Here is a 14930-nt window from a genome sequence, read left to right on the forward strand (position 1 = left end):
CGCGTGAGTTGCCGCGGCGGGAGTGCGCTTCCCCGGACACCCTCGCCCTACCCGAGAAAGTTACTGACGCCATCCGACCGCGAAAGTAGTGTGGCGCGGTTGCCTCGATGAGGCACGAGACTCGGAGGCGCGATGGGCTCGATGAAGGACCGGCTGCCGGCGGACTGGAAGAAGGTGCTGAAGGACGTGCTGGAGGGCCCGGAGTTCGCGGAGCTGGAGGCGTTCGTGGCGCGGGAGCGGCGCGAGCACACGGTGTACCCCTCCGAGGAGGATCTGTTCTCGGCCTTCCGGCTGACGCCGTACGAGAAGGTGAAGGTGCTGCTGCTCGGACAGGACCCGTACCACGGGCCGGGGCAGGCGCACGGGTTGGCCTTCTCGGTTCAGCCGGGAGTGAAGCCACCGCCCTCGCTGGTGAACATCTTCAAGGAGCTGCAGAGCGACCTGGGCGTGCCGAGGCCGAAGGAGGGCTCGCTGGTGCCGTGGGCGGAGCAGGGGGGGCTGCTGCTCAACGCGGTGCTGACGGTGCGCGAGGGGCAGGCCAACGCCCACGAGGGACACGGTTGGGAGCACTTCACCGACGCGGTCATCCAGAAGGTGAGCGACAAGGAGGACACGGTGGTGTTCATCCTCTGGGGCAGCTACGCGCAGAAGAAGGAGGCGCTCATCGACACCACCCGGCACGTCATCCTGAAGGCACCGCACCCCTCGCCGCTGTCGGCGAAGAAGGGCTTCTTCGGCAGCAAGCCCTTCAGCAAGACCAATGAGGTGTTGGAGGAGCGGGGGCGCGGCGCCATCGACTGGCGGCTGCCGTCGTAGGCCGGAGGGCACCCGGGAACTGTCCGGAGGACCACGACTCGGGCTAACGTGACGCCCTCTCCAAGAGGGGGATGTCGACATGAGCGGTGAAGCTGCATCGGGTTCGCAGGTGAGGTGGTGGGTCGCGGGGGCTTTCACGCCGAACCCGTCGGGCAGGCGCTTCCGCATCACTCCGGACACCTACGCCGAGGAGTTGGCGCGAGCCGCGACCGGGCTGCGCGTGAGCGTGGCGGACCGGCTGGGGGCGGGGGAGACGCGCACCTTCGAGCTGTCCTTTCCCAAGCAGCGCTCCTTCACGGTGGCGGAGGTGGTGTCGGCCGTCCCCGAGCTGCGCGCGCTCAGGGCGCTGATGGATGGGCTGGACAAGCTGCCCGCGGACGCGGCGGAGAAGAGCCTCGAGGCGGTGGTGGGCGCCGGGCGACTCTCCGAGGCGGTAGGCACGCTGCTGCGCGAGAAGCAGTCGCCTCCCGCGCCGAAGGGGAGCAACGGGGTGGCGCCTCAGACGCCCTCCGCACCCAAGCAGCCGGACCTCGTGGATTCCATCTTCGCCCAGGCGGAGACGGCCCGTCCCACGCAGGCGGCGAAGGCGGGAGTGGATGCCTTCCTGAAGGCCGTCGGGCCCCGCTCGACGTCCCCGGCGAATCCCGCCTCGGTGACGGCCCCGGCGAAGGCCCTGGTGGAGGAGGCGGTGCAGGCCACGGCCCGGGACGTCCTGGCCCATCCGCTCGTCGCGCGGCTCGAGTCGGCCTGGCGCGGCGTGAAGATGCTGGTGGACCTGTGCCCCACGTCGTCCGGAATGGCCGTGGAGGTGCTCGACGTGGAGGGGCCCGCGGGAGTGGAGGGCGTGGAGCAGCAGCTTCCCATCGACCGCTTCGAGCGCCCCGATGCCCTCTTCGTCCTGGATGCGGTGGATGACGTGGCCGTGCTGCGACGACTGGCGGAGCTGGGCGAGCGCGCGCAGCTCCCGGTGGTGGTGGACGTGCCGCCGTCGCTCTTCGGGGTGAAATCGGCGGCGGAGGTGGCGACGCGGGTGGAGGAGGAGGTCAGCGGGCTCCCCGAGGCCTGGGCGGCCCTGCGCGCCGAGGAGTCCTCGCGATGGCTGTGCGCGGCGCTGCACCGCGTGGTGGTGATGGTGGACGGGCAGGGCGCGCGGAGGCGGGCGTGCTTCACCAGCGCGTCGTTGGGCGTGGCGTCGATGCTGGCGTCGAGCTTCCGGGAGACGGGGAGCTTCGCGCGAATCCTCGGAGGGACGGGCGGAGTGCAGGCGCCCTCGGTGTGGCAGTTGCCGCCGGGGCGGGACGGGGGGACGTCGGTGCCGACGGAGGCGTTCTTCCCCATGCGGACGCAGTCGAAGCTGGCCGAGTTGGGCGTGCTGGGACTCGGGAGCGGGAAGAACTCGGACGTGTTGCAGCTCACGGCGGCGCCCATGGTGTACGGGGGCGAGCACAAGGTGCCGTTGCCGGCGCAGATCCTCACGGGCCGCATCGTCCGCTTCGCGCAGTGGGTGAGGGATCAGCTCCCTCCGAGCGCGGGAGACGCGGAGGTGTCGACGCTGTTCACCCAGGCGGCGGACATCTTCCTCTTCGGCGGCGCGACGCCGGCGGGCCGGGTGCGTGGCGAGGTGGTGTCCACCGGAGAGGGCACCCGGGGCGTGCAAGTGACGGCGCTGGTGAGGCCGGAGTACGCGGGCATGCCGCTGGAGCTGGGCTTCGTCCTGCCGATGCGCGGGTGATGATGCGCGGCAGTGTCCCTGCCGGTCATCCCCAGGTGAACCTGGTGGAATCGAGGATCAACGGTTCCAGGAGTTCGGCGCCCGGCTTCGAGATGTGCGAAACGAGTTCCCGGCTGGCAAGGGGTGGGCCGGGCTGTATCTGGAGGAGGCCGGGGGAGATCATCAGGCGGCGATCCTGAGGTTCCTGGATCGCTGCGCGGAGTACGACGCCCTGACGCGGCAGCGAGCCTCCTGAGCACCTGGGCCAGGCCCCCTGGCTCCGGATGCCGCGGGCTCCCCCGGCATCCCGGGTACACCCGCGAGCAAGCCGCCTCGCGACTGGTTAGAGTCCTGTCACCATGGCGAAGACCGCACCCCGCAAGGCCCCGGCGAGCCAGAAGAAGGCCGTCCGCGCGGCTCCGAAGAAGAAGAGCGCCGTTCCCGCGAAGAAGAGCTCCGCGCCCGTGAAGAAGCGTGCGGCTCCGGCGAAGAAGCCCGCCGCCGCGAAGAAGCGCGCCGCTCCGGTGGCGCCCCCCGCTCCCGAGGAGACCACCTCCAGCGAGGCGGTCCCCTCCGCCGAGTCCCCTCCCGACGTGAAGGCCCTCCCGGCCGGGGAGCCCGTGGGCGGCCAGGCGTTCCCCTTCGAGATCGACCCCAAGCGCATCGAGGAAGGACTGCGCAAGCTGCGCGAGGAAGCCGTCCACTGGGCCAACAAGGGCCGCTACACCAAGGTGCGCTTCAAGTTCCGCGGCAAACAACTGCTGCCGGACCTGCCCCTCGCCGCCGTCGCCGCCGCCGAGGGCCTCACCTTCTACTGGGGCGGCATCCTGCGCGCGCTCGTCGTCACCGTGGCCGGCGGGAGCCTGCTCCAGGTGGAGCTCGTCAACGACGCGGACAAGCGCGTGCAGGCTGGCAAGGAGGCCCTGCTCGCCGGTGACCTGGACGAGGCCCTCGCCCTCTTCCGCGAGGCGCTCGCCATGGACCGCGACAACGTCGGCGCGCACCTCAACGTGGGCGTCGCCCTCAAGCTGAAGGGAGACCGCGAGGCCGCCCTCGCCTCCTTCGAGCGCGCCAAGGCATTGGATCCGGAAGGCCCCCTGGGTATCGAGGCCGAGCGGCTCGCCGCTCCCCTGCGACCCAAGGACACGATGGCCCAGGCGGGCTGAGCGCTATACTCCCAGAGCATGGGAGCTCCGCCGGTCGAGGACGAATACCGCCTGCGCCTGGAGGGTCGGGCCGCTCTGCTCGAGCCCTCCCGGGAGCGCTACTACCGCCTGGTGCTGATGCTGGCCGAGTCCCGGTGGCAGGAGCGGCTGCGGGGGGCACTGTCCCTGCTGCGCGAGGTGGCGGCCCACCAGGAGGCGCTGGACGCGCTGCTCGGTCCCGCCCTGCGCCGCGCCGAGGCCGAGGCCTGGCCCACCAGCAACCCGACCGTCCGCTGCCTGTACGAGGTGCACTCGCTGCGTGAGCAGCTCGCCCGGGACGTGGCCCGCAAGCTCGGGCGCAGCGCCCGGGAGCCCCTCGGGAACCTGATGAGCGCCCTGGAGGACTGGCTGCTCACCATCCCGCGCGTGGTGCCTCCCCACCTGCGCTGGAGCACCGCGCTGGAGGTGCTCCCGGACTCGCTGCCCGCGCTGCGCGAGGCCTCCGTCTTCGGCACGCTCCTGGAGTCACTCTTCGCCCATCCCATGCTCCTCACGGGCCGCATCCCGCTCACGAGCCCGCAGCGCGAGCAGTTGCGCCAGCGCTGGGCCAAGGGGGAGGCGGCGCTGGCCTTCCTGTGGAACCGGCTGTCCGGGGTGGACGTGAACCGGGGCATCGTGACGGAGCTCCAGAGGGTGGCCACCCGGGCGCCTGGCCACCCGCCGCGCAACGGCCCCGAGTGCCTCGTTCACGCCGAGTACTGGCACCAGGAGGCCTGGGCCCGGGTGCGGCAGCTCGTCGGGGTCAGGCTGGCCCCTCTCGAGCCCGAGCCGCACGAGTACCTGGAGGTGTTCTGGTGGCTGCTCGAGCGCGAGTACGCGCCTCGTGTCCGGCTGAAGGCCTCCCACTCCCTGGAGGACGCCCGGGCGGGGCTGATCGAAGTGGCCTACGAGCTGTGGGACGCCCAACGCCCGGATATTCCCGAGGACGAGCGTTGGACGGCCGCGCGCTGGGCCCGGCTGGAGGAGCAGGCCTGGCGAGCGGATGAGGCTCGGAGCGGGGCGGACAGCGAGCGCGTCCGCGGCGTCCTCCGGGAGCTCATCCAGAAGCACGGAATCGGCACGGTGTCCCTGCGCGGCTGGAGGGATTCGTCACACCTGGTGAAGTTGGTGCAACAAGCCCGCGAGCTCATCCGTTGAAGAGGTAGAAGAAAACGGCCTGGACGAGTGTCCGATGCCCCCCAACCGGGCAGGCTCGGGCCCCTCTTCCTGGCTCCCCCCCGTCACCCTCGCGTTTCCATTGTTGACGCAGGAAATTCCGGGGGTTACGTAGGCACGTTACCCTGATGGGTCCCCTTCGGGAGGGCCCTCTCCTGACCCCAGATTTCATGGCCGACGACACCACCGACAAGCCGGCAACGCCCCCCGCTCCTCCTCAAGGCAGCGTGGGAGAACTCATCCCCGTCAACATCGAAGACGAGATGCGCCGTTCGTATCTCGACTACTCGATGTCCGTCATCATCGGGCGCGCCCTGCCCGACGTGCGTGACGGCCTCAAGCCCGTGCATCGCCGCGTCCTCTACGCGATGAACGACCTGGGCAACTACCACAACCGCGCCTACAAGAAGAGCGCGCGCGTGGTGGGTGACGTCATCGGTAAGTACCACCCCCACGGTGACACCGCCGTCTACGACGCCATGGTGCGTCTGGCCCAGGAGTGGAGCCTTCGCTACCTGCTGGTGGACGGCCAGGGCAACTTCGGCTCCGTCGACGGCGACTCCCCGGCCGCCATGCGTTACACGGAAGTGCGCATGGACCGCCTGGCCGAGGAGATGCTGGCGGACATCGACAAGGAGACCGTCGACTTCGGTCCCAACTACGACGACTCCACCCTCGAGCCGCTCGTCCTCCCCACCAAGTTCCCCAACCTCCTGGTCAACGGCAGCACGGGCATCGCGGTGGGTATGACCACCAACATCCCGCCGCACAACATGACCGAGGTGCTCGATGGGACGCTGCACCTCATCGATCACCCCGAGGCCAGCGTCCGGGACTTGATGCAGTTCATCCCCGGTCCGGACTTCCCCACCGCCGGCATCATCACCGGCCGCGAGGGCATCCACCGGGCCTACGAGACGGGCCGCGGGCAGATCACCATCCGCGCCCGCACGGAGATCGAAACCTCCAAGAAGGGGGACCGTGAGAGCATCATCGTCACGGAGATTCCCTACCAGGTGAACAAGGCGCGGCTCATCGAGAAGATCGCCGACCTGGTGCGCGAGAAGAAGCTGGAGGGCATCAGCGACATCCGCGACGAGAGCGACCGCCAGGGCATGCGCATCGTCATCGAGCTCAAGCGCGATGCGCTCTCCGGCGTGGTGCTCAACAACCTGTTCGCCAACACCCCGATGGAGACCACCTTCGGGGCGGTGATGCTGGCCATCGACGCGGGCCAGCCGCGCACGCTCACCCTCAAGGAGCTGCTCGAGCGCTTCATCTCGCACCGCCGCGACGTGGTGACGCGCCGCAGCCGCTACGAGCTGCGCAAGGCGCGCGCCCGCCGCCACATCGTCGAGGGCCTGCTCGTCGCGCAGGACCTCATCGACCTGGTGGTGAGCCTCATCCGCGCCTCCAAGGATCCGGACGAGGCGCGCTGGGGCCTGATGAACATCCTCTCGCCCGCCCTCTACGAGCACGAGCGCTTCAGGAACCTGCAGCGCATCGACTACGAGAAGGCGAAGGCGCAGATGGAGCTGCTCGTCTCGCGCGCGCGCAACGAGGTGCCGGCCTACTCGGGCCTGGAGCACCGCTACGAGGGCTCGGGCTTCAGCGAGGAGCAGGCGAAGAACATCCTCGAGATGCGCCTGCAGCGCCTCACCGGTCTGCAGCGCGAGGAGCTGTTCCGCGAGCTCGTGGACCTGGTGAAGGAGATCTTCCGCCTGGAGGACATCCTCGCCAACGAGTCCAGCCTGCTCAACGTCATCAAGACGGAGCTCAAGGAGATCCGCGAGCGCTACGGCGACAAGCGGCGCACGGAGATCACCGGCGCGGCGGAGGAGATCACCAGCGAGGACCTCATCGCCGAGGAGACGATGGTGGTCACGCTGTCGCACACGGGCTACGTGAAGCGCTCGCCGCTCTCCGAGTACCGGGCGCAGAAGCGCGGTGGGCGCGGCAAGACGGGGGCGACGACGAAGGAGGACGATTTCGTCACCGACCTCTTCGTGGCGAGCACGCACGCCTACCTGATGCCCATCACCAACAAGGGCCGGTTGTACTCGCTCAAGGTGCACGAGATTCCGCTGGCGGGCCGCACGTCTCGCGGCAAGGCCATCGTGAACCTGGTGCAGTTCGGCGAGGGCGAGCGGCTGGCGCAGGTGCTGGTGACGCGCGAGTTCGGCGAGAACCAGTACGTCTTCTTCGTCACCAAGCGGGGCGTGGTGAAGCGCACGGACCTGTCGGCGTTCGCCAACGTGCGCGCGAGCGGCATCATCGCGCTGGGCATCGACGACGGGGACGAGCTCGTCGCGGTGAAGATCACCGACGGCACGAAGGACATCCTGCTGTCCACGGCCACGGGCATGAGCATCCGCTTCCCGGAGAGCGAGGTCCGCTCGATGGGCCGTCAGGCCTACGGCGTGAAGGGAATCACGCTGGAGGACGGTGACGAGGTGGTGGGCGCGGACGTGGTGGAGAAGGACACCACCATCCTCACGGTGACGGAGAATGGCTACGGCAAGCGGACGGAGGAGGGCGAGTACCGTCAGCAGGGCCGCGGCGGCAAGGGCATCATCGACATCAAGACCACCGAGCGCAACGGCAAGGTGGTGGGCCTGGTCCAGGTGACGGACAAGGACGAGGTGATGTTGGTGACCAACGGCGGCATGCTCATCCGCATGAAGGCCAAGGAGATCTCCGTCATCGGCCGCAACACGCAGGGCGTGCGGTTGATCGCCCTGGAGAGCGCCGAGGAGAAGGTGACGGGCATCTCGAAGCTGCCGGAGTCGGACGAGACGGAGGAGAACGGAGGCGAGGTGGAGCAGCAGGCCGAGGCGTCCGCGTCATCCGAGTCACCCACGTCCGAGTCCACGACGGAGGCGCCGGCCGTGGAGGCGCCGTCGGAGTCCGGTTCGTCCGAGCCGGAGCCCGAGCAGAGCTGAGTCGCCAACCCCTTCTCCTGTCGTGAGAGGGATTGAGAGAGGGCTGGGGCGAGGGTCATCCTCCCCCGGCCCTCTTCGCGTTTCGAGGCCAGGGGGCCGCATGTGGCGCGGGAGTCGCCGGCGTCCGCGGACGGTAGCCTACGCGAGCGGCAGCTCCAGGGTGGCCGTGGCGCCCTTGCCCGGCCCCTCGCTGTCCAGGGTGAGCCGTCCTCCCAATGACTTCGCCGTCTGCGCGCTCGAGTAGAGCCCCAGGCCCTGCCCATCCGCGCGCGTGGTGAAGCCTTGGGAGAATAGCCGCTCGCGGTGCTCCGCGGCGATCCCCTTGCCGCTGTCCACCACCTGGATGCGCGCCGTGCTCCCCTCCACGTCGAGCCTCACCAGCAGGTGCCGCTGCGCCTGGGCCACGTCGAGCATGGCGTTGCGGGCGTTGGTGATGAGGTTGATGAGGATCTGCAGCACCCGGTGCTTGTCCAACCGCGCCCTGGGCCGTGCGCGAAGCTCCCGTGTGACGGTGATGTCATGGCGCTGGAGCGCGGGCAACTGGATGCTCAGCGCATCCTCGACCAGCTGGCACACCTCGCACTCCTCGGGCAGGAGTGAATGTCTGGCATAGGCCTGCTGGGTCTGGAGGATGGCGCGCATGTGATCGATCTGCTCCTTCAGCTTCCCCGCGCTCTCCTTCATCGACGCGTGCTCGTTGAGCAGCTCATCGGCCAGGCTGAAGAGGTAGTGCACCAGCTGGGGGCCTCGCGGCTCCCGCGTCAGGAAGCCGGCCAGATCGTCCCGTTGCTCCTCCAGGAGGGTCGTGAGCTGCTTGAGCCGGACCATGCGGGAGGTGTCCACCTTGTCGCGAAGGAGTTGGGCGTTGAGGATGGCGCTGGTGAGGACGTTGCCCAGGTTGTGGAGCACGTTGGCGGTCAGATCGCTCACGCTCGACGTGCGCGTCGAGTCCGCCAGTCGGGCCTGGGCCTGCTTGAGCTCCCACTCGTGCTCCTCCAGGCGCTGGGTGAGCTCGGCGTTGGCGCGGCGCAGGGTGGTCTCGGCGCGTTGGAGCTCGGAGTGCCGCCGCGCGTTCTCGAGGGAGGTCGCCGCCTGGGTGGCCAGCTGTCCGACCAGCGAGAGGCGCGCCGGGGTGAACGTGTGGGGTGACAGGGTGTTCTCCAGGTACAGCACCCCCTGGAGCTCCTTCTGGCGCATCAGCGGCAGGCCGAGCACCGAGCGGATCCTGCCGCTCTCGAAGCATGTGTCGGACGAGAAGGCGTGCGGCAGGCTGGCGTCGGCGATGAGCACGTGTTCCCGGGTGCGCTTGACGTAGGAGAGCAGACGCCAGGGCAGCTCCTCCTCCCGGGCTCCCAGGAGCGCCGCGACCGTGAGCGTGTCGTCATGGACGAGCAGCAAGGCGCCGCGTTGGGCGCCCGTGTTCTCGGCGGCCAGGCGCACCAGTGTCGCCGTCAGCCGTTCGAGCTCCAGTTCTCCCGTGAAGGCCTGCTGCGGCGACCCTGTGTCGGAGAGGGAGTCCTGCTGGGTGAGGGGAATCAGATGAGGCCATTGCTCATCCAGGTGCCGGACCTTCCCCATGGCGCCCCACTTCAAATAGGACGCCCGGGCGCATCTGGCATAGGCGTCGGAGAAGGTGGGAACCTGCCGCTCGCGCCAGAACCTCGCCGCCAGCTCGCACCCGAGGCCGACGTTCTGGATGAAGCCGTGCGCGTGAGCGGAGTGGACGGACTCCTCGTAGGCCCGGAGCGCGTCCTCCATGCGGCCGGTGAGGCGGGCGAGCTCCGCGAAGACGAGCCGCTCGGGGGCATGGAAGTTCTCGGGGCAATGCTCCGCCCACTCCACCAGTTGTTGATGGTGCTGGCGGATGGACTCCAGGTATCGCGGTTGCTCCTCCGGCGTCGCCGTCGGGTAGCAGGCCGCCAGGGACAGGGCCCGGTACAGGTGGAAGCTCAGCAGCTGGATGTGGCCGAGCGAGGTCGAGATGAGCTCCGCGGCCCGGTTCCCCGCCTCCAGCGCCTGCGCGTAGGCGCCGCACATGAAGCGCGACTGCATCTTGATGAGCCAGTACCAGCACCGGCTCATGTTCTGGGGGGTCAGGCTGGCCTCGAAGGACTCCTCCTCGAAGTCGTCGCCGCTCAGCGTGTCGAACGAGCGCGACAGCCCGCGCAGCTGCTGCACGTAGCGCTGGACGTGGTGGATGACGTCCTGCACGGACGGGAAGTCGGCCCGGCGCGCGAAGTCGAGGCGCGCGATGGACTCCTGGTAGACCTCCTCCAGGGGGTGCCCCAGCACGAGGCGGTCCGTGACGATGTGGTTGCTGCAGTAGCCGGCGACCTGGTAGTCCCCGCTCCGCAGCGCGTGGAGGAAGCCGTCGCGAACGTGCTCCAGCGAGTGGGCCATGGGCCGGACCCAGTAGCTGGTCAGCTCCAGGCTGTAGAGCGCCCTTCCCCGTGCGGCGGAGAAGGCGTGGCGCTCGACCACCGCGCATGCGAGCTCAGTGAAGGCATGGCCCTCCCGGTACCGTTTGAAGACGGACCCCAGCATCAGGCCATACCAGCCGTACCCGTGGACGGATGCCTCGCAGTTGCCGTACCGGAGGCTCAGGGAGACCATGCGGCACAGGTGGAGGACGAGCAGGTTCTGGTCGGTGTAGATGGCCGGCGTGAACAGCGAGGAGAGCAGATCCATCACCGCCTTCATGCCCGGGTCGGTCATGAGCGGCAGCTCGATGAGGCTCTCGATGGAGCGCCCCCCCATCAAGGTCCACACCTCCTCGTTGGCGGCCACCATCTCCTCCCGGGACGGATGGGGAGGCATCGGCATGCCCAACTGGGCCAGGCCCTCGAGCAGGCAGGTCCTGGCGTCGAGGATTTCATTGGCGGCGAGGAGGATGTCGCCCTCCAGGCGGTAGACCGCGGCCTTGTCCTCGCGGGTCTGGGCCCGGGGCCGGAGTGTCTCCACCAGGCGGCGGGCCTCGGCGGCGTTGCCGCTCATGAACTCGCTGTGCGCCTGGTCCAGCTGGAGCTTGAACGCCAGCTCCGGGTCCGTCTCCCAGGGGTCGCCTGGAATGAGCGTGAAGGCCATCGCGAAGAAGTCCGCGGCCGAGCGGAACGCGGTCGAGGCGCGGGCCTTCCAGCCCGCCTCGGCGTTCAGCCGTGCGACACGGTGGCGCTCCCGCGTGTCACCGAGCAGCTCCGCCGCCGCGTTGAGCTGCCCCACCACATCGAAGATCTTCTCTCGGACCTCCTCGGGAGGCAGGCTCGCCAGCAGCATGCGGCCGATGCGCAGGTGAACGGCCTTGCGCTCCTGCTCGGGGATGAGCTCATGGGCCGCCTGCTGGATGCGGTCGTGGAGGAACCGGCATTGCCCCGGACCGCCGCGCACCAGCATGCCCTCGCGGATCGCCTCCTCGAGGCCCGACTCCACCTCGTTCGGCTCCGCGCCGGAGATGATGACCAACAGCTGCCGCGAGAAGACGTTGCCCACGCAGGCCGCGAGCTGCAGCAGGTGCTGCGTCCGGACGGGCAGCTGGCGCAGCCGGCTCACCATGAAGTCGACGACGTTGTCGGAGTAGTCCTTCGCCCGGACACCCGCGGCATCCCACCGCCACCCTCCATCGGACGTGCGGGTCAGCAGGCCGTCGTGGTGCAACGTCAACATGAACTGGGTGAGGAAGAACGGGTTGCCGCCCGTCTTCTCGTGGGCCAGGGCCGACAGGGGGCCGACCATGCTCTCCCCGGCACCCGGGAGCGAGTCCGCGACGAGCTGCTGGATGTGCTCGCGGCTCAGCGGCTCGAGCTGGAGCTCCGTCATCCGCACCCCCTCCTTGCGAAGCTCCGCCAGCGCCAGCGCCAGCGGGTGGGAGGGGCTCACCTCGTTGTCCCGGTAGGCGCCGATCAGCAGCAGCGGCGGCGTCTCCGGGTGGGGGAGCAGGAATTGGAGCTGCTTGAGGCTGGCCAGGTCGACCCACTGCAGGTCATCCAGGAAGAGGACGAGCGGGTGCTCGGGCGTGGCGAACACACCGAGGAACTTCTGGCTCAGCCGGTGGAGGCGGCGCAGGGCCTCGTTGGGAGGCAGCTCGGGGACCGCCGGCTGCCGGCCCACGAGGCGCTCCAGCTGGGGCGCCATCTCGATGATGACCTGTCCCTGTTCTCCCCAGGCGTCGCGCAGCCGCTCGCGCCACCGGGCGAGCTGCTCCTCGGGACCCTCCAGGAGCTGCTGCGTCAGCCCGGTCACGGCCTGCGCCAGGGTGGCGTAGGGGACGTCCCGCTGGAACTGCTCGGCCTTTCCACTCAGGAAGAATCCCTGTCGCCGCGCCACGGACTCCCGCAGCGCATGCACCACCGAGGACTTTCCGATGCCGGAGTAGCCGCGGACCAGGATGAGCTCCGCGCGGCCTCCCTGGGCCACCCGCTCGAGGCCCCGCTGCAACGTGGCGACGTGCGTGTCCCGTCCGTAGAGGCGCTGGGGGAGCAGGAAATGGCCGCGCGTGTCCTGTGCGCCACCGCGGAGGGGAGCTCCGGGAAAATCTTGCATGGTGATGGAACGGCTGGGTCGAGGCGTTTGATGCGGGGGAGATCATGCCATCTCCCACGCTCTTCCGCCTGGGGGGGCGGCCTGTCCCCCGGTACAACACCGCGTTCCTCTGAGCTCATAAGGACGGCGCCACTTCCCCGTGGGCCCGGAGTACGCTGCCGTGCGAGCAGCGGGCCTCGAGCCCGCGGCCCCTACCCCCGGAGTCCTCCCTGACATGAAGACGAACGCTGCTGGGCTGTTCGCGGTCGGTGCTCTCCTCCTCCTCCAGGCGTGCGCGGCGCACGCCCCCTCCAGCTCCCGCTACTTCGATTCGAGCGGGCGTCCCGACGTCCTGAGCGGTGGCGCGCGGCGCATCGAGATCTCCACGCCGCAGGGTCGGTTCAACGTCTGGACGAAGCGCGTGGGGAACAACCCCACCATCCGGGTACTGTTGCTACACGGTGGCCCTGGCGGCACGAGCGAGTACTTCGAGGCCTTCGACAGCTACTTCCCCGGCGCGAGCATCGAGTATTACTACTACGACCAGCTCGGCTCCTTCCGCAGCGACCAGCCAGACGACGCGAAGCTCGCGGCGCTCCTCGGCACGGAGCGCTCCGTGGAGGAGGTCGAGCAGGTTCGCCAGGCGCTCGGTCTGGATCGGAACAACTTCTACCTGCTCGGCCACTCCTGGGGCGGCATCCTGGCGATCGAGTACGCGCTCGAGTACCAGCAGCACCTCAAGGGCCTCATCATCTCCAACATGATGGCGAGCATCCCCGCGTACAACGAGTACGCGAAGAACGTGCTGATGCCGCGGATGGATCCAAAGGTGCTCGCCGAGGTGCAGGCGCTCGAGGCGGCGAAGGACTACACGAACCCGCGCTACATGGAGCTGCTGGTGCCCCACTACTATGAGCACCACATCCTGCGCATGCCGGCGGACCAATGGCCCGAGCCGGTGTCGCGCTCCTTCGCGCACACCAACCAGAAGGTCTACGTGCCCATGCAGGGCCCCAGCGAGATGGGCGCCAGCGGCATCCTCGAGAAGTGGGACCGAACGAAGGACCTGAAGGCCATCACGGTGCCCACGCTGACCATCGGTGGGCAGTTCGACACCATGGACCCCAAGCACATGGAGTGGATGGCGAGCCAGGTCCAGCGCGGCCGTTACCTGCACTGCCCGCAGGGCAGCCACATGTCCATGTACGACGACCAGCAGACGTACGTCACCGGCCTCATCCGCTTCATCCAGGACGTGGACGCGGGCCGCTTCTAGCGCTCGAGCCATCCACGAGAGGAACCCACCTTCATGTCATACGTCGATCCGAATCTGCGCCGGGAGCTCTTCGGCTGGTACAGCCACCGGCTGGGCATGGACATGCCCATCGTCCGCTACGGCCACTGGGGCCCGGCGATGCTGCTCTTCCCCACCGGCGGAGGCGACTTCCTCGAGGCCGAGCGCATGGGGCTCATCCAGTCCGTCGCGCACCACCTGTTCGCCGGCCGGTTCCAGATCTTCAGCATCAACAGCATCAACCCCTGGGCGTGGATGAACCCGGGCATGCCCCTGCACGAGAAGGCCCGCAACCAGGCGCTCTTCTCGGACTACGTCGAGCAGGAGGTCGTCCCGCACATCCGCCGCTGCCTGGGGAACGACCACGCGCGCATCGGCGCGGCGGGTGCCAGCTTCGGGGCCTTCCACGCCGCCAACGCCTTCTTCCGGCGCCCGGACCTGTTCGAGCTGCTGCTCGGGCTGGGCGGCTTCTACGACCTCCAGCCGGAGTTCCTCCACGGCTACTGGAGCGACGACATCTACTTCAACAACCCTGTCTCCTACGTCCCGAACCTGCCCGAGGGCCCGGGCATGGACCTCATCCGGAACCACAGCCGGATCCACCTGGTGACGAGCCGCGGCGAGTGGGAGAACCCGGGGTATTCCGAGCACCTCAGCCACCTGCTGCACCAGCGGGGTGTTCCCCACAACCTCGACATCTGGGGCCACGACATGCCCCATGACTGGCCCACCTGGTACCGGCAGCTCGATCACTACGTGGCGGAGCGGCTCGGGTATTAGGGCGCACCGAGGCGCTGTCCGCTCAGGTCCGCGCCTTCAGCTCGGCTTGCGCGCGGCTGATCACCCCCGGGTATCGCTTCCCGGGGTACCACGGCAGCTCATGGAGCTTGTCGAAGCCCGGGATGGACTCCATGTACCGGACCATCCGGGCGCGCATCTCCCGGTCCGGCAAGGTGGTGAAGGTGGCCTGCCCGCCGGCCTCGGTGGTGGGGCCGCTGACCGCGCTCACGGTGATACCCGCCGAGTCGTTGTCCTTGTTCTGCAACTCGACCGAGGCCGGGTCGAGCTCCGCGTAGGCCGAGTCCTCGCTGGTGACGGAGTACGTCACCGCGTAGGTCTGGCTGCCGTCGGCGATGTCGTCGTCGACGCCCGTCACCAACACCTCCTGGGGCGCATTCCAGTTGTCAGGGGTGAAGGTGAGCTCCGGATTGCCCACCGTGCCTTCCGTGGTGTCGTTGCTGGTGAAATGAAGCGTGACATGGGCGGTGGGCTTTTCGGTCAGGGCCACCGTG

The 14930-nt window shown here is 68.9% G+C and carries 10 protein-coding genes; 8 read left to right on the top strand and 2 right to left on the bottom strand.

Translation table 11 applies throughout. From position 1 onward, the window contains the following. Positions 1-141: 141 nt before the first annotated feature. From ung to gyrA, 6 genes are all read left to right on the top strand, one after another. Positions 142-816: a uracil-DNA glycosylase gene (gene ung / locus JQX13_RS20610; RefSeq protein WP_203412136.1), complete on the top strand. Its 675-nt coding sequence runs from the start codon at positions 142-144 to the stop codon at positions 814-816. Positions 817-895: 79 nt separating this feature from the next. Continuing rightward, on the top strand, positions 896-2548 hold the full coding sequence (locus JQX13_RS55480; RefSeq protein WP_203410656.1) for a type VI secretion system contractile sheath domain-containing protein: 1653 nt from the start codon (positions 896-898) through the stop codon (positions 2546-2548). 94 nt (positions 2549-2642) lie between these two features. Next, positions 2643-2783 carry a hypothetical protein gene (locus JQX13_RS20620; protein WP_203410657.1) on the top strand — a complete coding sequence of 47 codons (141 nt, stop codon included), beginning with the start codon at positions 2643-2645 and terminating at the stop codon, positions 2781-2783. Between the two features lie 103 nt (positions 2784-2886). Beyond that, positions 2887-3693 (top strand): tetratricopeptide repeat protein, encoded by an 807-nt coding sequence (locus tag JQX13_RS20625; protein WP_203410658.1) that lies wholly within the window; start codon positions 2887-2889, stop codon positions 3691-3693. A gap of 18 nt (positions 3694-3711) precedes the next feature. Continuing rightward, positions 3712-4869 carry a hypothetical protein gene (locus JQX13_RS20630; RefSeq protein WP_203410659.1) on the top strand — a complete coding sequence of 386 codons (1158 nt, stop codon included), beginning with the start codon at positions 3712-3714 and terminating at the stop codon, positions 4867-4869. 188 nt (positions 4870-5057) lie between these two features. Next, entirely contained in the window at positions 5058-7829 is a 2772-nt protein-coding gene (gene gyrA, locus JQX13_RS20635) for a DNA gyrase subunit A (protein WP_203410660.1), read from the top strand. A gap of 138 nt (positions 7830-7967) precedes the next feature. Here the strand turns inward: gyrA and JQX13_RS20640 are convergent, their stop codons facing one another. Further along, entirely contained in the window at positions 7968-12365 is a 4398-nt protein-coding gene (locus tag JQX13_RS20640; protein WP_203410661.1) for a trifunctional serine/threonine-protein kinase/ATP-binding protein/sensor histidine kinase, read from the bottom strand. A 214-nt stretch (positions 12366-12579) separates the two neighbouring features. On the opposite strand from JQX13_RS20640, the gene JQX13_RS20645 reads away from it, so the two are divergent. Further along, on the top strand, positions 12580-13620 hold the full coding sequence (locus JQX13_RS20645; protein WP_203410662.1) for a proline iminopeptidase-family hydrolase: 1041 nt from the start codon (positions 12580-12582) through the stop codon (positions 13618-13620). A 33-nt stretch (positions 13621-13653) separates the two neighbouring features. Then, a complete protein-coding gene (locus JQX13_RS20650) occupies positions 13654-14418 on the top strand; it encodes an esterase family protein (RefSeq protein ID WP_203410663.1) in 765 nt (254 codons plus the stop codon). Positions 14419-14440: 22 nt separating this feature from the next. Here JQX13_RS20650 and JQX13_RS20655 read toward each other — a convergent pair whose 3' ends face one another. Then, positions 14441-14926, bottom strand: a complete 486-nt coding sequence (locus tag JQX13_RS20655; RefSeq protein ID WP_203410664.1) for a hypothetical protein — start codon at positions 14924-14926, stop codon at positions 14441-14443. Between the last annotated feature and the right edge of the window lie 4 nt (positions 14927-14930).

Source organism: Archangium violaceum (assembly GCF_016859125.1).
Lineage (GTDB): Bacteria > Myxococcota > Myxococcia > Myxococcales > Myxococcaceae > Archangium > Archangium violaceum_A.

Coding starts and splice junctions, on each gene's coding strand:
- JQX13_RS20630 (WP_203410659.1), top strand. CDS start 3,712: ATGGGAGCTCCGCCGGTCGAGGACGAATACCGCCTGCGCCTGGAGGGT.
- JQX13_RS20625 (WP_203410658.1), top strand. CDS start 2,887: ATGGCGAAGACCGCACCCCGCAAGGCCCCGGCGAGCCAGAAGAAGGCC.
- JQX13_RS20645 (WP_203410662.1), top strand. CDS start 12,580: ATGAAGACGAACGCTGCTGGGCTGTTCGCGGTCGGTGCTCTCCTCCTC.
- gyrA (WP_203410660.1), top strand. CDS start 5,058: ATGGCCGACGACACCACCGACAAGCCGGCAACGCCCCCCGCTCCTCCT.
- ung (WP_203412136.1), top strand. CDS start 142: ATGAAGGACCGGCTGCCGGCGGACTGGAAGAAGGTGCTGAAGGACGTG.
- JQX13_RS55480 (WP_203410656.1), top strand. CDS start 896: ATGAGCGGTGAAGCTGCATCGGGTTCGCAGGTGAGGTGGTGGGTCGCG.
- JQX13_RS20640 (WP_203410661.1), bottom strand. CDS start 12,365: ATGCAAGATTTTCCCGGAGCTCCCCTCCGCGGTGGCGCACAGGACACG.
- JQX13_RS20650 (WP_203410663.1), top strand. CDS start 13,654: ATGTCATACGTCGATCCGAATCTGCGCCGGGAGCTCTTCGGCTGGTAC.